Here is a 20,091-nt window from a genome sequence, read left to right as displayed (position 1 = left end):
GGGGCACCCCCGGACCCGCCGCATTCACCCGGGGGTTTCACACCCCCGGACCCCCGTGGGATATTTGGAGCAAAGTGAAATGAAGCCGGGCCCGAGAAACCTGATTACCGATGTCGCTGGCCTTCACGTGGGCAATGCCGAGGATGCGCGGTTGCGCAGCGGGGTCAGCGTGCTTGTCGGAGAGCGCCCGTTCACCGCAGGGGTCCATGTGATGGGCGGCGCGCCCGGCACCCGCGAGAGCGACCTTCTGGCGCCCGACAAGCTGGTGCAGGAGGTGGATGCGCTGGTGCTCTCTGGTGGATCTGCCTTCGGGCTGGCTGCGGCCGATGGGGTGATGGCGGGGCTGCGCGCGGCGAGGCGGGGCTTTGCCGTGGGCGACGTGCGCGTGCCGATCGTGCCCGGCGCGATCCTGTTCGATCTGCTGAATGGCGGTGAAAAGGACTGGGCGGAGAACCCCTACCCCGCACTGGGCCGCGCCGCGCTGGAGGCTGCCGGGGCCGAGTTCCGGATCGGCACCGCGGGCGCGGGTTTCGGCGCGATGACGGGGAGCCTCAAGGGCGGGCTCGGCTCGGCCTCGGCGGTTCTGGAAAGCGGGCTTATGGTGGGGGCGCTGGTCGCGGTGAACGCGCTGGGGTCGGTGACCGTGGGCGATGGCCCCGAGTTCTGGGCCGCGCCCTTCGAGATGGACGACGAATTCGGCGGGCGCGGGATCGGCCGGGGTTTTGCGCCCGGGTTCGAGCCCCTGCCCGAAAAGCGCCCGGGCGAGGCCACGACCATCGCCATTGTCGCGACCGATGCCGCGCTGACACAGGCGCAATGCACGCGGCTTGCCACGGCGGCCCATGACGGGATGGCGCGCGCGATCCTGCCCTCGCACACGCCTCTGGATGGCGATCTGATCTTTGCCGCGGCGACCGGGGCGCGCCCCTTGGCAGAGCCGCTGCGCGACACGTTCCAGCTGGGCCATGCCGCAGCCTGCTGCCTCGCGCGCGCCATTGCCCGCGCGGTCCATGCCGCCCGTCCCTGCCCCGGCGATCTGCAACCCAGCTGGATGTCGCGTTTTGGATAGGCCCGGTCGCGTCGGGATGGACAAGCCCGGGCGCGCGTGCTTCCCTGCGCGCCTAACCAGCCGGAGGACATCATGAACGCCGCATCGACCGATCTGAAATCGCTGCTCAAGGACCCGACGCTTTTGGCCACGCAGGCCTTTGTTGCGGGCGAGTGGGTCGAGGCCGATGACGGCGCGCGCTTTGAGGTGCTGAACCCCGCGCGCGGCGACGTGATCTGCACCGTGCCCGATCTGGGTCGCGCCGAAACCGCCCGTGCAGTTGCCGCCGCGCAAGTCGCGATGAAGGACTGGGCCGCGCACACGGGCAAGGAACGTGCCGCCGTGATGCGCAAATGGTTCGACCTGATGATGGAAAATCAGGAGGACCTCGCGCTGATCCTGACCGCCGAGATGGGCAAGCCTCTGGCCGAAGCGCGCGGCGAGATCGCCTATGGCGCCTCGTTCATCGAGTGGTTCGGCGAGGAAGCCAAGCGCATCTATGGCGAGACCATCCCCGGCCACATGCGCGACAAGCGCATCACCGTGATCAAGCAGCCGATCGGCGTTGTCGGCTCGATCACGCCCTGGAACTTCCCCAACGCGATGATCGCGCGCAAGGCAGGGCCGGCGCTCGCGGTGGGCTGCGGCTTTGTCGCGCGCCCGGCGGCGGAAACCCCGCTGTCCGCACTCGCGATGGCGGTGCTGGGCGAGCGTGCGGGCCTGCCCAAGGGTATCTTGTCGGTGATCACCTCGACGCAGGCCTCGGCGATCGGCAAGGAGTTCTGCGAAAATCATGCCGTGCGCAAACTGACCTTCACCGGCTCGACCGAGGTGGGCCGCATCCTGCTGCGTCAGGCCGCCGATCAGGTGATGAAATGCTCGATGGAACTGGGCGGCAACGCGCCCTTCATCGTTTTTGACGACGCGGATCTCGATGCGGCGGTCGCGGGTGCGATGGCCTCGAAATTCCGCAACAACGGCCAGACCTGCGTCTGCGCGAACCGGATCTACGTGCAGGCGGGCGTCTATGACGCCTTCGCCGAAAAGCTCGCCGCTGCGGTGCGCGCGCTGAAGGTCGGCGACGGGCTGGAAACGGGGACCGAAGCCGGCCCGCTGATCTCGGCCAAGGCTGTCGACAAGGTCGAGGACCATATCGACGACGTGGTGTCCCATGGCGGCAAGGTGCTGACAGGGGGCAAACGCCATGCGCTCGGCGGCACCTTCTTTGAACCCACCGTGCTGACCGGCGTCACGCAGGACATGAAAGTCTCGACCGAGGAAACCTTCGGGCCGGTCGCGCCGCTGTTCAAGTTCGACACCGAGGACGAGGTGATCGAGAAGGCCAATGCCACGATCTTCGGCCTCGCTTCCTATTTCTATGCCCGCGACATCGGCCGGATCACCCGCGTGCAGGAGGGGCTCGAGTACGGGATTGTCGGCGTCAACACCGGCATTATCTCGACCGAGGTGGCACCCTTCGGCGGGGTCAAGCAATCCGGGCTCGGGCGCGAGGGCTCGCATCACGGCACCGAGGATTACCTCGAGATGAAATACATCTGCCTCTCGGTCTGAGGCCAAGGCCGGGGGCGCCGCCCCCGGACCCCCGGAGTATTTCGGGCTCAGTGAAAGCCATCGGGCTTCTTCTTGGTGCAAATACGCCGGGGGAGGCTTCCGGCACGGAAGACGGGGGCAGCGCCCCCAAAGCAAAAGGCCGCCCCGAGAGGCGGCCTTGGCATTTAGCGCGATAGGCGAGGATTATTCCTCGTCTTCCTCGTCCTCGCCCTTGGGCAGGTTGAAGAAGCTTTCGGCGTCCGAATAGTCCTTGTTATCCTCTTCCGGCTTGTCGTCCGAGAGCGAGAAATTCTCGAGCCCGGCGATCGCGGTCGGCAGGCGCGGCTCATCGGTCATGCCGAGCGACTGTTCGGTCGAGACCAGTTTACGACGCTCGTCATCCGACATCACGCCTTCGGCGGCGCGCTTCTTCGCGGCTTTTTGCACTTCGGCATCCAGTTCCGACTGGCGGCACAGCCCCAGCGCGACCGGGTCGATCGGGGTCATGCTCTGGATGTTCCAGTGCGTGCGCTCGCGGATCGAGGCGATGGTCGGCTTGGTGGTGCCGACAAGACGCGCGATCTGGGCATCGGCCAGCTCGGGGTGGAACTTGACCAGCCAGAGGATCGCGTTCGGGCGGTCCTGACGCTTCGACAGGGGCGTGTAGCGCGGGCCGCGGCGCTTGTCTTCGCCCAGCGCGGCGGCGTTGAACTTGAGCTTGAGCTTGCGCAGCGGGTCGGACTCGGCGCGCTTGATTTCCTCTTCGTCGAGCTGGTTCGAGGCGATCGGGTCAAAGCCCTTCACGCCGGTCGCCACGTCGCCATCGGCGATGCCCTGCACCTCAAGCTCGTGCATGCCGCAGAAATCCGCGATCTGCTTGAAGGTGAGCGTCGTATTGTCCACCAGCCACACGGCGGTTGCCTTGGCCATCAGGGGCTTGTTCGTCATTGCAGCCATCCTTTACAAATCTCTCCCGTGCCGAGAAATCGGCTGCGGCTCGGGAATTCCCTGCCGCGGTCCATTTCTGGAAGGGGAATTGCGCCCGTATATAGTGCCGATTGCGGCGAGAGGAAAGAGAAAATGAAAGCTGTGCTGCTTGCCGCCGCCCTTGCCCTGTTCACTGCGCCGGTTCTTGCCGAGGGCGAGCGGGCGGGCGATTTCGACTATTACGTGCTGGCACTGAGCTGGTCGCCGACATGGTGCGCGCTGGAGGGCGATGCGCGCAACTCGCCGCAATGCGATCCGCGCGCGGATTACGGGTTCGTCCTGCACGGGCTCTGGCCGCAATATGAAGAGGGCTGGCCCAGCTATTGCCGCACGCCGCAGCGCGATCCCTCGCGCGCGCAAACCGCCGCGATGGAAGACATCATGGGCGCACCCGGCACCGCCTGGTATCAGTGGAAAAAGCATGGCCGTTGCTCGGGCCTGTCGGCCAGCGCCTATTTCGAGACCGCCCGCGCGGCCTTTGAGGCGGTGACCATTCCACCGGTCCTTGCCGGGCTCGACCGCGATTACAAGCTGCCCGCGAAGGTGATCGAAGAGGCGTTCCTAGAGGTCAATCCCGGACTGGAGCCAGACATGCTTACGGTGACCTGCAAGGCCGGGCGCATTCAGGAAGTGCGCCTGTGCCTGACCCGCGATCTGAAGCCGCGCGACTGCAGTGCCGACACGGTTCGCGACTGCACGATGACCAACGCGCTGATCGAGGGGATCCGATAACGGCCCCTCAGCCGATTTCCAGCACGATCTTGCCGATATGGGCGTTGGTCTCCATCCGGGCATGGGCCCGGGCGGCCTCGGCCAGCGGGAAAGTGCTGTCGTGAACCACGCGCAGCTTGCCCGCCTCGACCATCGGCCAGACCTGCGCGCGGATTTCCTCGGCGATCCGCGCCTTGGCGGCATCCGATTGCGGGCGCAGCGTCGAGCCGGTGATCGTGAGCCGGCGCAGCATCACCTGCGCAAAGTTGATCTCGGCCTTGGGGCTTTCGAGGAAGGCGATGAACACCATCCGCCCATCATCTGCCAAAGCCTTGATATTACGAGCGATATAGCTGCCGCCCACCATGTCCAGAATGACATCGGCGCCGCCATCCGCACGCAGGAGCTCGACGAAATCCGCCTCGCGATAATTGATCGCGACGGCACCAAGCTCGGCGCAGGCGGCGCATTTCTCGGCCGATCCGGCGGTGGCGAAGACGCGAGCGCCCAGCGCGCGCGCAATCTGGATCGCGGTGGTGCCGATGCCGCTGGAGCCGCCATGCACGAGGAACGTCTCGCCCGCCTTCAGCCCGCCGCGCTGCACCACGTTGGACCAGACGGTAAAGCAGGTTTCCGGCAGGCAGGCCGCCGATTTCAGGTCAAGCCCGACCGGCACCGGCAGCGCATGGGCCGCGGGGCAGGTGGCATATTCGGCATAGCCCCCGCCGGGCAGAAGGGCACAGACCTCGTCGCCCAACTCCCAGCCCGAAACTCCGTCGCCCAACGCCGCCACATGGCCCGAACATTCCAGCCCCGGCAAGTCCGAGGCCCCGAGCGGGGCGCGGTAGGCACCCGCGCGTTGCAACGCATCGGGGCGGTTCACCCCGGCATAGGCGATCTTGATCAGGATCTCGCCCGCCGCGGGCTGCGGCACAGGGCGTTCGACCTCGTGCAGAACTTCGGGGCCGCCCGGGGCGGAAATTTCAACGGCGCGCATCGTTTGCGGCAAAGTCATCAGCGGTGGTCCTTTCCGGGGAGGTCATCGGTGCCGCGCGGCGGGCGGATCGCGCCCAAAAGCCCCGGCACGAAGGGCAGCTTCAGCAGGTTGCCCTTGACCTTTTCAAAGCGCATCACGTCCTCGATACGGCGATCGAGGAAGGCCCAGCTGTCTTGGTGATCCTCGCTTTCGTCGCCGATCCAATAAAGAACGGTCGAGCTATAAACCCCCGACAGTGTGAGCCGCTTGGTGTACCAGTTGTAATCCTCGCTGGTGTCGCCCAGCGTGCGCCAGATCAGGTCGCAAGTCTCCCAGACCAGCTTGGAGCCGGTGGCGGCATGTTGCGGCAGGGCAAAGAGGCTGGCGCCGCGCCGTACCAGCTCGGGGTCTGCGGCCTCGAGCCGCACCCTGACCGCAAAAGCCACCTTTTCGCGGAACTTCAGCCCGCCCAGCGCCTCTTCGGTCAGCGCCGCCAGCATCGCCCGGTCGCCCGCACGGTGATACTCCACCGCCAGATCGACCGCGCCCCGCGGGCAGATCACCCGCGCCAGCGCCGGCTCCAGCCCGACCTCGTCGACCGCAGCCTGAAACGCAGGCTCCGACCAGCCATCGAAGGCCACATGCGGCTTAATCGCCTCAAGCAGATCCGCACGCATCCGCGCAATGTCCAAATGGTCGTTTTTCATGGCATTTTCCCCGCGCTGCGAGAGTAGACAAACCGCCCGCCCCCTGCTATATGGCCGCTTCCTGCAATCTGATGCAACTCTAACTTAGGAAGGTGGTGACACCACATGCAGGTCAGCGTTCGCGACAACAACGTCGAACAGGCGCTTCGTGCTCTGAAGAAAAAACTTCAGCGCGAGGGTGTGTTTCGTGAAATGAAGCTCAAGCAACATTTCGAGAAGCCGTCCGTCAAGAAAGCGCGCGAGAAAGCTGAAGCCGTCCGCCGTGCCCGTAAACTGGCGCGCAAGAAGGCCCAGCGCGAAGGCGCTCTCTAAGCGTTTGGAAATGCTGGCGGGTTCGCCCGCACCGAGGAACCCCCGTGGCGTGCCACTGGGGGTTTTTTCGTGCCTTGCGACAGGCGTCCGCGGGGGGTGTGGGTCTGCCTCAGACCGGCAGCGCGGTGCTGTCCGAAACCGATTTCAACGAGAAGCTCGACTTCATCTGCGCCACCCCCGGCAACCGCGCCAGCTTGGAACGGTGAATGCGCGCGAAATCCTCCGAATCGCGCGCCACCACCTTGAGCAGGTAATCCGCCGTCCCCGCCATCAGGTGGCATTCGAGGATGTCCGGAATTTTGCGCACCTCGCGCTCGAACGCATCAAGCACCTCATCGGCCTGGGTCGACAGCGTGATCTCGACAAACACCGTCGTCGGTCGTCCAAGCTTGCGTCGATCCAGAAGCGCGACATAATCGCGAATGAACCCCTCTTCCTCAAGCCGCTGCACCCGGCGGTGGCAGGCCGAGGCCGACAGGTTCACCCGCTCGGCCAGCTCGGCATTGGAAATCCGGCCCTGCTTCTGCATCACGGTCAGAATCCGGCGATCTGTGGCATCCAGGGTCATTTGCGCAAGTTCCTTCGCTATTTTTACAAAAATGACGCAGAAGCTTTCATCCATCAAGTGATTTGGTCGAAATCTTTCAAAGCATTACCTGCGAATTCGAGGCACTCTAGAGGGGGAGAAGGATTGCAGCCGAAGGGAGAGAGCGATGAAGGTCGGATGCGTGAAGGAAATCAAACCGCAGGAATTTCGCGTCGGGCTGACGCCCGAAGCCGCGCATGAGTTGGTCGGGCATGGGCACGATGTGCTGATCGAAGCGGGCGCCGGGGTTGGTTCGGGCTTCGAGGATGCCGATTACGTGGCGGTCGGGGCGCGGATCGCGCAGGACGCCGCGCAGATCTTTGCCGAGGCCGAGCTGGTGGTGAAGGTGAAAGAGCCGCAGCCCGCCGAGCGCAAGATGCTGCGCCCCGGGCAGGTTCTGTTCGCCTATCTGCACCTCGCGCCCGACCCGGCGCAAACGCAGGACCTGCTGGCCTCGGGGGCGACCTGCATCGCCTTCGAGACCGTGACGGATCGGGCGGGCGGGCTGCCCTTGCTTGCGCCGATGTCCGAGGTGGCCGGCAAGCTTGCGCCGCAGATGGGCGCTTGGGCATTGCAGAAAGCCAATGGCGGGCGCGGCGTTCTGATGGGCGGTGTGCCGGGCGTGGCACCGGCCAAAGTCGTCGTGATCGGTGGTGGTGTCGTGGGCACGCATGCCGCGCGGGTCGCCGCCGGGATGGGCGCCGATGTCACGGTGCTCGACCGCTCGCTGCCGCGGCTGCGCCAGCTTGACGACCTGTTCGGCGGGCAATTCCGTACAGGCTATTCTTCGGGCAAGTTGCTGGCGGATCTGGTTGCAGAGGCTGACATGGTGGTCGGCGCGGTGCTGATCCCGGGGGCCGCCGCGCCCAAGCTGGTGACGCGCGCGATGCTGGGCACGATGAAGCCCGGCGCGGTGGTCGTCGATGTGGCGATCGATCAGGGCGGCTGCTTTGAAACCTCGCACGCCACGACCCACCAAGACCCGATCTATGAGGTCGATGGCATCATCCATTACTGCGTCGCGAACATGCCCGGCGCGGCGGCGCGCACGGCGACCCTGTCGCTGGGCAATGCCACCCTGCCCTTCGTTCTGGCGCTGGCCGACAAGGGGTGGCAGCGCGCCTGCACCGAAGATCCGCATCTGCGCGCGGGGTTGAACGTTCATGCGGGGCAGTTGACCTGCCCGCCCGTGGGCGCGGCGCTGGGGCTGCCGACGATCACCCCCGAGCAGGCGCTGGGACTCTGACGCAAAAGGCCCGGCCATTGGCCGGGCCCGAACCGCCATACGGCGAGATCACTTTTTCAGCGCATCGCGAATCTCAAGCAGAACATCCAGCTCGCTCGGGCCTGCGGGTGCAGCCGGAGCGGGTTCCGCGGCTTCCTCTTCGGCCAGCGACTTTACCCGATTCACCATCTTCACCAGCATGAACACCACGAAGGCAATCAGCAGGAAGTTGATGACCGCCGTCAGGAAGGCGCCATAGGCGAAAACCGCCGCACCAGCCTCACGCGCGGCTTCAAGGCTCGCCCCCTCGGCAACCTCACCCGACATCACGACATACATGTTGGAGAAGTCGATCCCCCCAAGCACGAGCCCGATGATCGGGTTGATAAGATCCCCGACAAGCGAGGTGACAATGGCCGTGAAGGCCGCGCCGATGATGATGCCGACGGCCATGTCCATGACATTGCCCTTGGCGATGAAATCCTTGAACTCTTTGATCATTCCTTGTCCCCTAGACAGGACCCGGCACCGTCCGGGCTAGGGGCAGATTAGCATGGCCTCTGAGGGCTCGCACCCCCTCAAGCGCGCAATCCTGCGCCGCCAAATGCGACTGACGCGACGACACCGGCAGGGTTTAGTGCGGGCGGCCTGCAGCGCCCCTTGCCGCCAGATCCGCCGCAAGCCAGGCCGACCACCCCTCGGGCTGAGACAGGTGATAGGGGCCATCCTGCGGGTCGGGAAGCGGCGCACCACGCAGGCGGGCCCGCACCTCAAGCCGGGCGGCGGCGATGATCTCGTCGGGCGATCGCTGCAGGGCCTGCTGTGCCAGCGCGACAACTTCGGCGCGCGGGAATGCCGGATTAAAAGCCTGCGCATCTTGCGCCGGACCCAGCAGGAAACGCGCCAGACGATCCTGCGCAGAGGCCATCCGCGCCCGCGCCGCGTCGCGCTGATCGGCATGAAAGGCGCGTTCGAGCGGTAGGGTCGCCATCAGGCTGCCAAGGTCCTCACGCAGCCCGTCAATCGCGGCGTCAAGCTCGGCGAACGCCTCGCCCTCTTGCAGATCAAGCTCTTCCTCGCAGGCCCACAGCATGCGCCGGGTCTGGGCGACACGCTCTTCGGCCATGGCCTCCGCCGCCTCGACAAAGGCGACATCGCGCGCGGCGCGACCAAGCTGATCCAGCGCCTCTTCGATTACGAAAAACCCGGCGCCTTCGCCCTGCGGCATGAAGAAATCGCTAAGCCGCGTCCATTTCACATCCTGAAACATCCTGACATCCCCATGTTCTGATGGGGTTCAGACTGTCACGACATAGTGAACAAGGAGTGAACGGGAAATCCGAGTGTTCTATATTTGTTTCGTCGCCCCGACCAAAACCGGCGCGATCTATCGGATCAGGCCGGCTGGCGCAGGATTTTCCCAAGCGGTTCAAAGAGTTCCGCATTCGCGGCAATGACCGAGCCAGTTTCGAAAATCTCGCGGCCTTCGCGCACGGGGCCGATAAAGCCGCCCGCTTCCTTGACCAGAATCAGCCCCGCGGCCATGTCCCAGGCGTGGATGCCACGTTCCCAATAGCCGTCGTAGCGACCGGCGGCGACATAGGCCAGATCGAGCGCGGCCGAGCCGAAGCGGCGCACGCCCGCGCATTGCGGCATCAGCCGCGCGAGGTCTTGCAGCGTCGCGGGCAGGGTCGATTTGCCGCCGAACGGAACGCCCGTGGCAAAGATCGCCTCGATCATGTTGCGCCGACCCGAAACACGCAGGCGGGTCTCGTTCATATAGGCGCCAAGGCCCTTTTCGGCGTAATAGAGCTCATCCTTGGCGGCGTCGAAGATCACGCCGGCAACCACTTCGCCCTTGTGTTCCAGCGCGATCGAGACCGCCCAATGCGGCAGGCCGTGCAGGAAGTTGGTGGTGCCATCGAGCGGATCGACGATCCAGCGACGGGTCGGGTCCTCGCCCGCCTCTTCGCCGGTTTCCTCGCCGAGCCAGCCATAGCTCGGGCGGGCGCCGCGCAGCTCTTCCTTGATGATGCGCTCGGCCTCGCGGTCGGCCTTCGAGACGAAATCGCCCGGGCCTTTCGCCGAGACCTGCAGGTTTTCCACCTCGCGGAAGTCCTTGACCAGCGAACGGCCGGCCTTGCGAGCGGCCTTGATCATCAGGTTGAGGTTTGCGCTGCCTTGCATGGGATGGCTCCTTCGGTTCAAGCGCGTGCCTTACACGCGCAGGCGCGGGATTCCAAGAGGTTTAGGCGCGTTGCAGCTTGACCGGCTCGGTCCGGGCCAAGCGCAGGAAATGCGCCATGAAGGGCTCGGTCGCGTCCTCGGTGCGGGTGGCGGCATAGAGACGCTTGGTCAGCCCCCCTTCGGTCACCGGACGAGTGACGTAATCGGGGCGGTATTTCACCTCGCGCAGCACCCAGTCGGGCAGCACCGCGACGCCCCGGTTCGAGGCCACCAGCATCAGGATCACCGCCGTCAGCTCGACCTGGCGATGCGCCCTCGGCTCGACCCGCGCGGGCGTCAGCAGCTTGGTAAAGATGTCGATGCGACCACGATCCACCGGATAGGTAATCAGCGTCTGATCGGCAAAATCCTCGGCCACAACGAAGGGTTTCTGCGCCAGCGGATTGGTGGCGGCGGCAACGAAGGTCGGATGGTAATCGAAGAGCGGGTTGAAGGTGACACCCGCGATCTGTTCTGGGTCCGAGGAAATCACCAGATCCACCTCTTCGCGTTCCAGCGCGGGCAGCGCGTTGAAGGCCAGCCCCGGGCGGATATCGACGTCGATCTCGGGCCAGGCGCGGCGGAACTGTTCGAGCACCGGAAAGAGCCAGTCGAAACAGGCATGACACTCGATCGCGATATGCAGCCGCCCGGCGCGGCCCTCGCGGAGCGCCCGGAATTCCTCTTCGGTGGCCTCGATCTCGGGCAGGATGCGTTCGGCCAGCCGCAACAGCTTCATCCCCGCCGCCGAGAGTTTCAGCGGCTTCGAGCGGCGCACGAACAACTCGACCCCGGCCTGATCCTCAAGCCCCTTGATCTGATGCGACAGCGCCGATTGCGTGATGTGCAGGATATCGGCCGCCCGCGCCAAACCACCCGCGTCGTGAATCGCCTTGATCGTGCGCAGATGGCGGAACTCGAGGTGCATCTTGTTGCCGGACTCATAACCATTGTGAGAATTATGAGTTTGTCTCACATCCGACTTTCTGACACAAGAGCCTCAACGAAAGGATGCCCGCCATGAGCAAACCGAATATCAGCTTCGAATTCTTCCCGCCGCAGACGCTGGACGCGTCGTTCCGGCTGTGGGAGACCGCGCAGGCGCTGGCGCCCCTGAAACCGAACTTCGTCTCGGTCACCTATGGCGCGGGCGGCACCACCCGCAAGCTGACCCACGAGGCGGTCGGCGCGATCCACAAGAATTACGGCCTGAACGTCGCCGCGCACCTGACCTGCGTCGAAGCGACCCGCGCCGAGACCAAAGAGATCATCGACGCCTATGCCGAGGCCGGCGTGACCGAGATCGTGGCGCTGCGCGGCGACCCGCCGAAAGGCGCGACGCGCTTCACGCCCCATCCCGAGGGGTTCGCCAGCTCGGTCGAGCTGATCGAATGGCTGGCCGAGGATGGCCGCTTCACCCTGCGCTGCGGCGCTTACCCCGAGCCGCACCCCGAGGCCGCCGATACGCTGGCCGACGTGCGCTGGCTCAAGCGGAAATGCGAGGCGGGCGCGACGTCGGCGATCACCCAGTTCTTCTTCGAGGCCGACACCTTCTTCCGCTTCCGCGATGCCTGCGTGAAGGAAGGGATCACCGCGAAAATTATCCCGGGCATCCTGCCGATCCAGTCGTGGAAGGGCGCCAAGAACTTCGCGCGCCGCTGCGGCACCTCGATTCCGACCTGGGTCGAAGAGGCCTATGAGGCCGCGATCCGCGACGACCGCGAGCAACTGCTGTCGACGGCGCTGTGCACGGAACTCTGCGACGACCTGATCGCGGGTGGCGTCGAAGACCTGCATTTCTACACGCTGAACCGCCCGGGCCTGACCCGCGACGTCTGCCATGCGCTGGGCGTGACGCCCGATGTCGTGCTGGAAAACGTGGCGTGAAGAACCAGCGCATCGAACTGAGCGGAGGGGCCCAATCGGGCCCCTTTTCTCTTGCGCCGGTCAGGCGGAAACATCGGCGATCCGGGTCGCGTTGCCACATCGCGAAGTTTATGAGACCCTGACCGGGTAGCCAGTTTCTCGATGTAGCAAAGGAGTGAGACGCATGTCCGACGTAGGTGCCCCCCAAAGCTCCCCTTTCGGATGGATCGGCTTCTTCACCGGCGCAGCAGCTCTCATTTTGACGATCGTGGTGTTCTGGGCGGGGCCATTCGCCCCCCAGCAAAGCGCGGGGGTCAGCCTTGGAGAGCTTGCCGCCGACATCGCGAAATCCGCCGCACGCTCGGTGGCGGGCAAACCGCAACCCGCGCCGATGGCGCCCGCGCGGGATATTGACGACTACCTCAACATCGGCGTCGGCGTGTTGGCCGGCATTGCCATCGTCATCGGCGTCGCCTCGATCATCCGCAACGAGCATAAACCGGCCGCTCTGTCCGGGATCGCATTGGGCGGTCTGGCCGTTGGCTTTCAGCTTTTTGCCTGGACCGTCATGCTGGTCGTCGGCGCCCTCCTGATTTCGTCGATCATCTATGCGCTGCGCGATAGCCTGGGCGATCTCTTTGGCGGGTTTTTCGACGGCTAACCGCCCCCCAGCTTCCCTCTTTCCTTTCCGAACCACGGCGATAACTTAGGGCCTGACCACGAAAGGACCCCATATGCCCGATCCGTTTTTCGCCGACGGCCCGTCAGATTTCCTTACGCTCGACCAGCTGCGCGAGATGACCGGGCTGCAGTTCATGCAGAAGCTTGTGGACGGAGAAGTGCCGACGACGACGCTTGCGCGGTCGTTGAACTACCGCGTTTCCAAGGCCGAGGCGGGCCGCGTCGAGGTGCTGGGCTGCCCCGGCCACGAACAGACCAACGCCTTTGGCGGGGTGCATGGCGGCTGGTACGGGGCGGTGCTCGACACCTGCATGACCTGCGCGATCATCACCGGCCTGCCGCGCGGACAGTATCAGACGACGCTCGAATACAAGATCAACATGATCCGGGCGATTCCGCTGGGCGCCGAGGTCATCGGCATCGGAGAGATCGACCACCTCGGCCGGTCAACCGGGGTCGCGCGCGGTGAGATCCGCGGCGTGCAGGACGGTCGCCTCTACGCGACCGGATCGGCCACGTGCTTCGTCATGGGCGCGCCCCTCGACTGAGCCGTCCGGCGGCGAGGCCGCTCGCAACCGCCGCGTCAGGCGTTTGCGATAGGTCTCGGGCACGCTGGGGTGCAGGCATTCCGAGGCATCGCGCCCCACCACGCGCGGCGCACGCAGCAGGAACATCTTGCCGAAGCGCCGCCACGACCCGATCGAAGGCGCCCCGGGATCGGTCGGGAAAGCCGCCGCCCAGCCTTCCGGCAGATCAAGCCCCGCCGCCTGCGCCCGTTCAAGCATCCAGACCAGCGGGATGTTCGCCAAAGGCCGCGCCTCTTCGAAATCAACAAGCTGCCCGCCAATGTCGCCATGCGTGCCGCGAAACCAGCATTGCTCGATCCGGCCCGCGGCGGTGGCCTCGCTCTCCCAGATCAGCGGTTCGAAGATCGAGCGGGTTTCATCAAGCGCCAACGCCTGGCAGCCGTGGCGCACATGCGCGCCCAGATGGTGGTCATGGAAACGATAGCGCGGCTCGGAGAGCATCCAGAGAACCGGCAGCTGGAACCCCAGCCCCATCACCGTGTCGAAGACGCCGACAAACTCGATCGGGCAGTCGGGATGGCACAGCGCGCGATGAAACGCCTCCGCCCCCTGCGCCTGCGCGGTGCCCTGATAAAGCCGCCAGGCGCTGCGCACGTTGCGCTCGATCGCGGCCTCGGCAGTCAGCAGCCCGACCCGCCCGATCATCCCCGCCAGCGAACGCGCCGCAAAGGCGCCCCGCGAATAGCCGATGATGAAAATCCGGTCGCCGGGCCGGTAGCGCGAGGCCAGCCATCCATAGGCGCGCTCGATCTGCGCCTCGACCCCCCAGCCGAACCACAGCTCGGAGAGCTCGCGCCACTCGCGCCATTGCAGCCCCTTGCCATAATACAGCGAGGCCCGCGGATGGGCGCTGCGCAAGAACCGATAGATCAACCCGATCGAGGTCATCTGCCCGGGCTTCAGCGACCCAAGCGTGCCGTCGAGCAAGATCACATGATCCAGCGGCTCACGCCCCAGTCGCGGGCTGGGCGCAGGCGGCACAGCCCAACCGGGCAAGCGCCGCCGCAGCGCCAGCGAAAGCCGCTCGATCAGGCCCCGCATCGTGGCCCTCCTCGGCGGCGACGTGACGCGCATTCAGCCATCCGACCGCCCGCAAAGAAAAAGGACCCTGCCAGTATACAGCAGCATCCTTACCGAAATTATGGCGTTTTCATCAAAGCTTGGCGAGGTCAGGCGCCGAGGCTCAGCGCGGTGGCGATTTCAAGCTGGCCGAAGCCGTTGAAGCGGGTGTTGGTCGCCGTCGAATAGGCGCCCATCGCGCGGAATACGATGAAATCATCCTCGCGCAGGTCTTCGGGCAGCGGCAGCTCACCGGGCAGCCGGTCGACCGAATCGCAGGTCGGGCCAAAGACGATGCGCGGCAGCACCTCGCCGATGCGGCGCGCGCCCTCGGGCGAATAAACCTCGATGCGGTCGATATTGCCGATCAGCGGCAGCTCGGCCAGCGCGCCATACACCCCGTCATTCAGGAACACATGCTGGCCATCGCGCAGCGCCTTCACGCGGGTGACCAGGCTGCAGGAATCGCCGACAAGGCCGCGCCCCGGCTCACAGACCAGCGCCGGACGATCCGCGCCAAAAGCCTCGGTCGCAACACGGTCGATCAGCGCAAAGATCTCCTCAAGCGCCGGCGCCGGCCCGACCGTACGGTGGTTCGGAAACCCGCCCCCCACATTCAGCCGCGCCGCGCGCACGCCCGCATTGCGGCAGATCTCGGCGGCACTGCGGATATAGGTCTCCCAGGCGGAGGGATCGACGCATTGCGTGCCCGGATGGAAGGTGAGCGAGGGAATGAACCCCGCCGCCGCCGCCCGCGACAGGAGCACCGCCGCCAGCTCGGCGGTCGCGCCGAATTTCGCGCCGAAGTTATAGGCCGCGCCCGCCACCGGCAGCTTGAAGCGCACCGAAATCTCGCGCCCCTCGGCGGGGACGAGTTCAATCAGCTTCTCCAGCTCCGAGATCGAATCGACCGACCAGGTCTTGACCCCTTTCGACACCGCAAAGGCGATCTCGGCGCGCGAGCGCACGGGGTTGTGGTAATGCAGCGCCGCCCCCGGCGCGAGCCGCGAGACCAGTTCGATCTCGGCGGACGAGGCCACGTCGAAGCCGCGAATGCCCGCCGCAACGAGGTTCTGGATCACCATCTCCTCGGGGTTCGACTTGACCGCATAGGTCACCAGCCCCGGAAACCCTTTCAGGAACCGGCGCGCGCTGGCCTGCAGAACCGTGGGCGCACAGACCAGAACGGGGTGTTCGGGCCGCTTGGCGCGGATCAATTCGACCGGGTTCGACCAGATGGTCTTCGACAGTCCCATTGGCGTGCTCCTTGCCCAATGAGTGGCAGCCACCTCTTGCCCCGTGCCGGGTTGGGAAAGCGCTTACGCGGTTTATCCAATCCCAGGGAAGGTACGTATGAGCCGCCCTTTTCCTGTCTTTTCATTCTTCGGCATATGCGGCACAAATGCACTGAACGAAAGAACAAAAACGACGCGAAATCTCGTTACAATAACGAAATACCCGGTCATTTTGCAAGGTGCCGCATGGATGAACTCGATCGCGCCCTTCTCGGCCTCCTGTCGGGGGATGCACGGATTTCGCTGGCGACGATGGCGCGCCGGCTCAAGGTCGCGCGCTCGACCGTGCAGGCCCGGCTGGAGCGGCTCGAAACCTCGGGCGTGATCGCGGGCTACACCGTGAAACTCGGCGAGGCGGCGCGCGCGGGGCGGCTGCGCGCGACCGTGTTGCTGGAGATCGACCTCAAATCCCAGCCCGCCATTCTTGCCCGCCTCAAATCCATCCCCGAGATCGAGCGGGTCTCGACCACCTCGGGCCGCGTCGACCTCTTGCTGCAGGTCGCGGCAAACTCCACGCAACAGCTCGACAAGGTGCTCGACGAGGTCGGCGGCCTGCCCGGCGTGCAGAATTCCGAAAGCCTGATCCACCTCACGACCAAGCTCGATCGCGCCGTCTGACCCCCTTCATCGAGCCCGCAAATACTCCGGGGGTGAATGCGCGGCACGCGCAGAGGGGGCAGCGCCCCCTCCTGCCCCCGCATTCGCAGCCGGAAAGGCTTTTCCTTGCAGGGCGCGCGCGCTAAACAGCGCCAAGCCGATAAGGGACCAGACCGATGACGATGGACAAGACTTTCAACGCGCAGGATGCCGAGGCGCGGATCTACGCGAAATGGGAAGAGGCCGGCGCCTTCAAGGCCGGCGCCAATGCCTCGCGCGAGGACACCTTCTGCGTGATGATCCCGCCGCCCAACGTCACCGGCGCGCTGCATGTGGGCCACGCCTTCAACAACACCATTCAGGACATCCTCGTGCGCTGGCACCGGATGCGCGGCTTCGACACGCTCTGGCAGCCCGGACAGGACCACGCGGGCATCGCGACCCAGCTGATGGTCGAACGCGAGCTGGCGAAAACCGGCCAGCCCAAGCGCACCGAGATGGGCCGCGAGGCCTTTCTTGAGAAGGTCTGGGAATGGAAGGGCAAATACGGCTCGACCATCATCAACCAGCTCAAGCGCCTTGGCTCCAGCTGCGACTGGTCGCGCAACGCCTTCACCATGTCGGGGGCGCCGGGTGCCCCCGCTGGCGAAGAGGGCAATTTCCACGATGCCGTGATTAAGGTCTTTGTGGAGATGTATAACAAGGGCCTGATCTATCGCGGCAAGCGGCTGGTGAACTGGGACCCCCATTTCGAGACCGCGATTTCCGACCTCGAGGTCGAGAATATCGAAGTCGCGGGCCATATGTGGCACTTCAAATACCCGCTCGCGGGTGGGGCCACCTATGAATATGTCGAGAAAGACGAAGACGGGAATGTGACCCTGCGCGAGACGCGCGACTATATCTCGATCGCGACCACGCGGCCCGAAACCATGCTGGGCGATGGCGCGGTGGCGGTGCACCCGACGGACGAACGCTATGCGCCCATCGTCGGCATGCTCTGCGAAATCCCGGTGGGCCCGAAAGAGCATCGCCGCCTGATCCCGATCATCACCGATGAATACCCGGACCCGACCTTTGGCTCGGGCGCGGTGAAGATCACCGGCGCGCATGATTTCAACGACTATCAGGTGGCCAAGCGCGGCAACCTGCCGATGTATCGCCTGATGGACACCCGCGGCCATATGCGCGCCGATGGCGCGAGCTACGAAGACTGCGCCGCGCGCGCGATGGAAATCTCGAAGGGCGCGGAGTTCACCGAGGCCGAGATCGACACGCTCAACCTGATCCCCGAGGAACTGCGCGGCCTTGACCGGTTCGAGGCCCGCAAGGCCGTGGTCGCCCAGATCAACGCCGAGGGTCTCGCGGTGATGACCACGGAAATGGTCAAGGACGACGAGGGCAACGAAGTTGAAACCCTCGTGCCCTATGTCGAGAACAAACCGATCATGCAGCCCTTCGGCGACCGCTCGAAGGTGGTGATCGAGCCGATGCTGACCGACCAATGGTATGTCGATGCCGAGAAGATCGTCGGCAAGGCGCTGGACGCGGTGCGCAACGGCGATACCGTGATCCTGCCCGAGGCGGGCGAGAAGACCTATTACCACTGGCTGGAAAACATCGAGCCCTGGTGCATCTCGCGCCAGCTCTGGTGGGGTCACCAGATCCCGGTGTGGTATGGGCCGAAATTTGATGATGATGGGAAACTGGTTTTCGGTGAGAACCAGCCGTTCTGCGCAAGCAGTTTCGAAGAAGCTAGAAAAAGTGCAGCCGACTACTACGCCGCCAAAGGTAAGAGCTTCGCAGCAATCGAAGAGTTGGACCGCGATGGTGCGCTCTCTGCGCACGAAAAAAGCAGCGGCATTATCGAGCGCGTCACCGGCACAACAGCCGAGCGACTGGAAGACTCGCGGCCTTGGGTAATCTCCCAAGACGGTCGCTCTCTGAAAATCTACCGCGACCCCGACGTGCTCGACACCTGGTTCTCGTCCGGCCTCTGGCCGATCGGCACGCTCGGCTGGCCGAACTGGGACGAGAGCACCTCGAAATACTTCCCCACCGATGTGCTCGTCACCGGCTTCGACATCCTGTTCTTCTGGGTGGCGCGGATGATGATGATGCAGCTCGCCGTGACCGACCAGATCCCCTTCCACACCGTCTACCTGCACCAGCTCGTGCGCGACGAGAAGGGCAAGAAAATGTCGAAAACCGCGGGCAATGTGATCGACCCGCTGGAAATCATCGACGAATACGGCGCCGACGCGCTGCGCTTCACCAACACCTCGATGGCGGCGCTGGGTGGCGTGCTGAAACTCTCGAAAGACCGCATCGCCGGCTATCGCAACTTCGGCACCAAGATCTGGAACGCCACGCGCTTCGCCGAAATGAACGGCGTCTTTGAAGGCGCGCCGGTGGCGGGCATTCCGCAGCCCAACCATACCGTGAACAAGTGGATCATCGGCGAAACCGCCCGCGTGCGCGAGGCGGTGGACGCGGCCTTTGAAAGCTACCGTTTCAATGAGGCGGCGCAGGCGCTTTACGGCTTTGTCTGGGGCAAGGTCTGCGACTGGTATGTCGAATTCGCGAAACCGCTTTTCGATACCGAGGACGCCGCCGAGACCCGCGAAACCATGCGCTGGGTGCTTGACCAGTGCTACATCCTCTTGCACCCGATCATGCCCTTCATCACCGAAGAGCTCTGGGATCTGACCGCGTCCGAGGGCGCGCGCGCCAAGATGCTGGTGCATGCCGACTGGCCCGTCTACGGCAGCGATCTGATCGACGCCGAGGCCGACCGCGAGATGAACTGGGTGATCGAGCTGATCGAGACGATCCGGTCTTCGCGCACGCAGATGGGCGTGCCGGTGGGGCTGAAGCTGCCGATGGTGCTGGCCGAGGCCGATGACGCCGCGCGCGCGGCGCTGGCGCGCAACGAGGCGCTGATCTTCCGCCTCGCGCGGATCGACAGCATCACCGAAACCGCCGTGCCGAAAGGCGCGATCTCGGTGCCCGCGCCCGGCGCGCTGTTTGGCCTGCCGCTCGAAGGCGTGATCGACATCGGCGCGGAAAAGGCGCGGCTCGAAAAGGCGCTGGCCAAGATGGAAAAGGAAATCGGCGGGCTGAAAGGGCGCCTGTCGAACCCGAAATTCCTGGAAAAAGCCGATGAAGAGGTGGTCACGGAAACCCGCGATCAACTCGCCCTGAAAGAGGAAGAGGCCGGCAAGGTCACCGATGCGGTGAAACGCCTGGCGGAACTCGGCTGATGGCGGGCTCGCTTGAGCGGATGGCGGAGCGGAGGATGCTCAAGGCACGCGCCGAGGGCCAGCTCGAGCATCTCGAAGGGGAGGGCAAACCCCTCCCCGACCGCTCCGGGGAGGCACATCTGAGCGCGGGCGAGGCGGTGGGCTTTCGCATGATGGCGGCGGCGGGCGTGCTCCCCGAGGAGATCGTGCTGAAGAAGCAGGTCGAGGAAGCGCGCGCCCAGCTCGCCGCAGTGCGGGGCACCGAGGGCGAGAAGGCGGCGATGGCGCGCCTCTCCGAGCTGATGATGAAACAGGCGATCGCCGAGGAAGCGCGGCGCAAGTTCCTCAAGGGCTAGCCTGGCGGCGAACGCAGGCAGGCGTATTTTCGCCAAGAAGAAACCCCTGCTTCTTCTTGGTCCAAATACGCGAGATCCC

21 protein-coding genes are annotated in these 20,091 nt (G+C 65.0%); 11 read left to right on the top strand and 10 right to left on the bottom strand.

The window, feature by feature from the left end; all coding sequences use genetic code 11:
* Window positions 1–79 precede the first annotated feature (79 nt).
* Both CLN94_RS00845 and CLN94_RS00840 read left to right on the top strand, forming a co-directional pair.
* Window positions 80–1,069 carry a P1 family peptidase gene (locus tag CLN94_RS00845; RefSeq protein WP_096430043.1) on the top strand — a complete coding sequence of 330 codons (990 nt, stop codon included), beginning with the start codon at window positions 80–82 and terminating at the stop codon, window positions 1,067–1,069.
* A gap of 72 nt (window positions 1,070–1,141) precedes the next feature.
* Window positions 1,142–2,620: an NAD-dependent succinate-semialdehyde dehydrogenase gene (locus tag CLN94_RS00840; protein WP_096430042.1), complete on the top strand. Its 1,479-nt coding sequence runs from the start codon at window positions 1,142–1,144 to the stop codon at window positions 2,618–2,620.
* Window positions 2,621–2,803: 183 nt separating this feature from the next.
* Here CLN94_RS00840 and CLN94_RS00835 read toward each other — a convergent pair whose 3' ends face one another.
* Window positions 2,804–3,547: a DUF1013 domain-containing protein gene (locus CLN94_RS00835; RefSeq protein ID WP_096430040.1), complete on the bottom strand. Its 744-nt coding sequence runs from the start codon at window positions 3,545–3,547 to the stop codon at window positions 2,804–2,806.
* 132 nt (window positions 3,548–3,679) lie between these two features.
* Here CLN94_RS00835 and CLN94_RS00830 point away from each other — a divergent pair, with 132 nt between their 5' ends.
* On the top strand, window positions 3,680–4,318 hold the full coding sequence (locus CLN94_RS00830) for a ribonuclease T2 family protein (protein ID WP_096430038.1): 639 nt from the start codon (window positions 3,680–3,682) through the stop codon (window positions 4,316–4,318).
* A gap of 7 nt (window positions 4,319–4,325) precedes the next feature.
* Here the strand turns inward: CLN94_RS00830 and CLN94_RS00825 are convergent, their stop codons facing one another.
* Entirely contained in the window at window positions 4,326–5,312 is a 987-nt protein-coding gene (locus CLN94_RS00825) for an NAD(P)H-quinone oxidoreductase (protein WP_096430036.1), read from the bottom strand.
* A complete protein-coding gene (locus CLN94_RS00820) occupies window positions 5,312–5,980 on the bottom strand; it encodes a COQ9 family protein (protein WP_096430034.1) in 669 nt (222 codons plus the stop codon). Before CLN94_RS00820 ends, CLN94_RS00825 begins: the two co-directional genes overlap by 1 nt.
* A 105-nt stretch (window positions 5,981–6,085) precedes the next feature.
* On the opposite strand from CLN94_RS00820, the gene rpsU reads away from it, so the two are divergent.
* Complete coding sequence (gene rpsU / locus CLN94_RS00815) at window positions 6,086–6,292, top strand: 30S ribosomal protein S21 (RefSeq protein WP_011748553.1); 207 nt, start codon at window positions 6,086–6,088, stop codon at window positions 6,290–6,292.
* Between the two features lie 109 nt (window positions 6,293–6,401).
* Here the strand turns inward: rpsU and CLN94_RS00810 are convergent, their stop codons facing one another.
* On the bottom strand, window positions 6,402–6,860 hold the full coding sequence (locus CLN94_RS00810) for an Lrp/AsnC family transcriptional regulator (RefSeq protein ID WP_096430690.1): 459 nt from the start codon (window positions 6,858–6,860) through the stop codon (window positions 6,402–6,404).
* A gap of 145 nt (window positions 6,861–7,005) precedes the next feature.
* Between CLN94_RS00810 and ald the strand changes: the two genes are divergently transcribed.
* Entirely contained in the window at window positions 7,006–8,124 is a 1,119-nt protein-coding gene (ald, locus tag CLN94_RS00805) for an alanine dehydrogenase (protein WP_096430032.1), read from the top strand.
* 48 nt (window positions 8,125–8,172) lie between these two features.
* Here ald and mscL read toward each other — a convergent pair whose 3' ends face one another.
* The 4 genes from mscL to CLN94_RS00785 form a co-directional block, all read right to left on the bottom strand.
* Entirely contained in the window at window positions 8,173–8,604 is a 432-nt protein-coding gene (gene mscL / locus CLN94_RS00800; protein WP_096430030.1) for a large conductance mechanosensitive channel protein MscL, read from the bottom strand.
* A gap of 133 nt (window positions 8,605–8,737) precedes the next feature.
* Window positions 8,738–9,373 carry a hypothetical protein gene (locus CLN94_RS00795; protein WP_096430028.1) on the bottom strand — a complete coding sequence of 212 codons (636 nt, stop codon included), beginning with the start codon at window positions 9,371–9,373 and terminating at the stop codon, window positions 8,738–8,740.
* 125 nt (window positions 9,374–9,498) lie between these two features.
* A complete protein-coding gene (locus tag CLN94_RS00790) occupies window positions 9,499–10,290 on the bottom strand; it encodes an inositol monophosphatase family protein (protein WP_096430026.1) in 792 nt (263 codons plus the stop codon).
* Between the two features lie 61 nt (window positions 10,291–10,351).
* On the bottom strand, window positions 10,352–11,257 hold the full coding sequence (locus CLN94_RS00785) for a LysR family transcriptional regulator (protein WP_096430024.1): 906 nt from the start codon (window positions 11,255–11,257) through the stop codon (window positions 10,352–10,354).
* Between the two features lie 92 nt (window positions 11,258–11,349).
* Here CLN94_RS00785 and metF point away from each other — a divergent pair, with 92 nt between their 5' ends.
* From metF to CLN94_RS00770, 3 genes are all read left to right on the top strand, one after another.
* Window positions 11,350–12,216: a methylenetetrahydrofolate reductase [NAD(P)H] gene (metF, locus tag CLN94_RS00780; protein ID WP_096430688.1), complete on the top strand. Its 867-nt coding sequence runs from the start codon at window positions 11,350–11,352 to the stop codon at window positions 12,214–12,216.
* A gap of 163 nt (window positions 12,217–12,379) precedes the next feature.
* A complete protein-coding gene (locus CLN94_RS00775; RefSeq protein WP_143598853.1) occupies window positions 12,380–12,856 on the top strand; it encodes a hypothetical protein in 477 nt (158 codons plus the stop codon).
* Between the two features lie 73 nt (window positions 12,857–12,929).
* Complete coding sequence (locus CLN94_RS00770) at window positions 12,930–13,424, top strand: PaaI family thioesterase (RefSeq protein WP_096430020.1); 495 nt, start codon at window positions 12,930–12,932, stop codon at window positions 13,422–13,424.
* Here the strand turns inward: CLN94_RS00770 and CLN94_RS00765 are convergent.
* Together CLN94_RS00765 and CLN94_RS00760 are read right to left on the bottom strand one after the other, a co-directional pair.
* Window positions 13,323–14,504: a DUF2235 domain-containing protein gene (locus tag CLN94_RS00765; RefSeq protein WP_096430018.1), complete on the bottom strand. Its 1,182-nt coding sequence runs from the start codon at window positions 14,502–14,504 to the stop codon at window positions 13,323–13,325. The genes CLN94_RS00770 and CLN94_RS00765 overlap by 102 nt on opposite strands.
* Window positions 14,505–14,632: 128 nt before the next feature.
* A complete protein-coding gene (locus tag CLN94_RS00760) occupies window positions 14,633–15,778 on the bottom strand; it encodes a type III PLP-dependent enzyme (protein WP_096430016.1) in 1,146 nt (381 codons plus the stop codon).
* Between the two features lie 225 nt (window positions 15,779–16,003).
* Here CLN94_RS00760 and CLN94_RS00755 point away from each other — a divergent pair, with 225 nt between their 5' ends.
* From CLN94_RS00755 to CLN94_RS00745, 3 genes are all read left to right on the top strand, one after another.
* Window positions 16,004–16,435: an Lrp/AsnC family transcriptional regulator gene (locus tag CLN94_RS00755; protein WP_096430014.1), complete on the top strand. Its 432-nt coding sequence runs from the start codon at window positions 16,004–16,006 to the stop codon at window positions 16,433–16,435.
* A gap of 155 nt (window positions 16,436–16,590) precedes the next feature.
* Complete coding sequence (locus tag CLN94_RS00750) at window positions 16,591–19,677, top strand: valine--tRNA ligase (RefSeq protein WP_096430012.1); 3,087 nt, start codon at window positions 16,591–16,593, stop codon at window positions 19,675–19,677.
* A complete protein-coding gene (locus CLN94_RS00745; RefSeq protein ID WP_096430010.1) occupies window positions 19,677–20,012 on the top strand; it encodes a DnaJ family domain-containing protein in 336 nt (111 codons plus the stop codon). Before CLN94_RS00750 ends, CLN94_RS00745 begins: the two co-directional genes overlap by 1 nt.
* Window positions 20,013–20,091 lie beyond the last annotated feature (79 nt).

The sequence above is a fragment of the Pseudothioclava arenosa genome (genome assembly GCF_002358085.1).
Taxonomy (GTDB): domain Bacteria; phylum Pseudomonadota; class Alphaproteobacteria; order Rhodobacterales; family Rhodobacteraceae; genus Pseudothioclava; species Pseudothioclava arenosa.
Note: the sequence above shows the minus strand (reverse complement) of the source record. Positions and strands in the feature narration are given on the sequence as shown.

Coding starts and splice junctions, on each gene's coding strand:
- CLN94_RS00845 (WP_096430043.1), top strand. CDS start 80: ATGAAGCCGGGCCCGAGAAACCTGATTACCGATGTCGCTGGCCTTCAC.
- CLN94_RS00840 (WP_096430042.1), top strand. CDS start 1,142: ATGAACGCCGCATCGACCGATCTGAAATCGCTGCTCAAGGACCCGACG.
- CLN94_RS00835 (WP_096430040.1), bottom strand. CDS start 3,547: ATGACGAACAAGCCCCTGATGGCCAAGGCAACCGCCGTGTGGCTGGTG.
- CLN94_RS00830 (WP_096430038.1), top strand. CDS start 3,680: ATGAAAGCTGTGCTGCTTGCCGCCGCCCTTGCCCTGTTCACTGCGCCG.
- CLN94_RS00825 (WP_096430036.1), bottom strand. CDS start 5,312: ATGACTTTGCCGCAAACGATGCGCGCCGTTGAAATTTCCGCCCCGGGC.
- CLN94_RS00820 (WP_096430034.1), bottom strand. CDS start 5,980: ATGAAAAACGACCATTTGGACATTGCGCGGATGCGTGCGGATCTGCTT.
- rpsU (WP_011748553.1), top strand. CDS start 6,086: ATGCAGGTCAGCGTTCGCGACAACAACGTCGAACAGGCGCTTCGTGCT.
- CLN94_RS00810 (WP_096430690.1), bottom strand. CDS start 6,860: ATGACCCTGGATGCCACAGATCGCCGGATTCTGACCGTGATGCAGAAG.
- ald (WP_096430032.1), top strand. CDS start 7,006: ATGAAGGTCGGATGCGTGAAGGAAATCAAACCGCAGGAATTTCGCGTC.
- mscL (WP_096430030.1), bottom strand. CDS start 8,604: ATGATCAAAGAGTTCAAGGATTTCATCGCCAAGGGCAATGTCATGGAC.
- CLN94_RS00795 (WP_096430028.1), bottom strand. CDS start 9,373: ATGTTTCAGGATGTGAAATGGACGCGGCTTAGCGATTTCTTCATGCCG.
- CLN94_RS00790 (WP_096430026.1), bottom strand. CDS start 10,290: ATGCAAGGCAGCGCAAACCTCAACCTGATGATCAAGGCCGCTCGCAAG.
- CLN94_RS00785 (WP_096430024.1), bottom strand. CDS start 11,257: ATGCACCTCGAGTTCCGCCATCTGCGCACGATCAAGGCGATTCACGAC.
- metF (WP_096430688.1), top strand. CDS start 11,350: ATGAGCAAACCGAATATCAGCTTCGAATTCTTCCCGCCGCAGACGCTG.
- CLN94_RS00775 (WP_143598853.1), top strand. CDS start 12,380: ATGTCCGACGTAGGTGCCCCCCAAAGCTCCCCTTTCGGATGGATCGGC.
- CLN94_RS00770 (WP_096430020.1), top strand. CDS start 12,930: ATGCCCGATCCGTTTTTCGCCGACGGCCCGTCAGATTTCCTTACGCTC.
- CLN94_RS00765 (WP_096430018.1), bottom strand. CDS start 14,504: ATGCGGGGCCTGATCGAGCGGCTTTCGCTGGCGCTGCGGCGGCGCTTG.
- CLN94_RS00760 (WP_096430016.1), bottom strand. CDS start 15,778: ATGGGACTGTCGAAGACCATCTGGTCGAACCCGGTCGAATTGATCCGC.
- CLN94_RS00755 (WP_096430014.1), top strand. CDS start 16,004: ATGGATGAACTCGATCGCGCCCTTCTCGGCCTCCTGTCGGGGGATGCA.
- CLN94_RS00750 (WP_096430012.1), top strand. CDS start 16,591: ATGACGATGGACAAGACTTTCAACGCGCAGGATGCCGAGGCGCGGATC.
- CLN94_RS00745 (WP_096430010.1), top strand. CDS start 19,677: ATGGCGGGCTCGCTTGAGCGGATGGCGGAGCGGAGGATGCTCAAGGCA.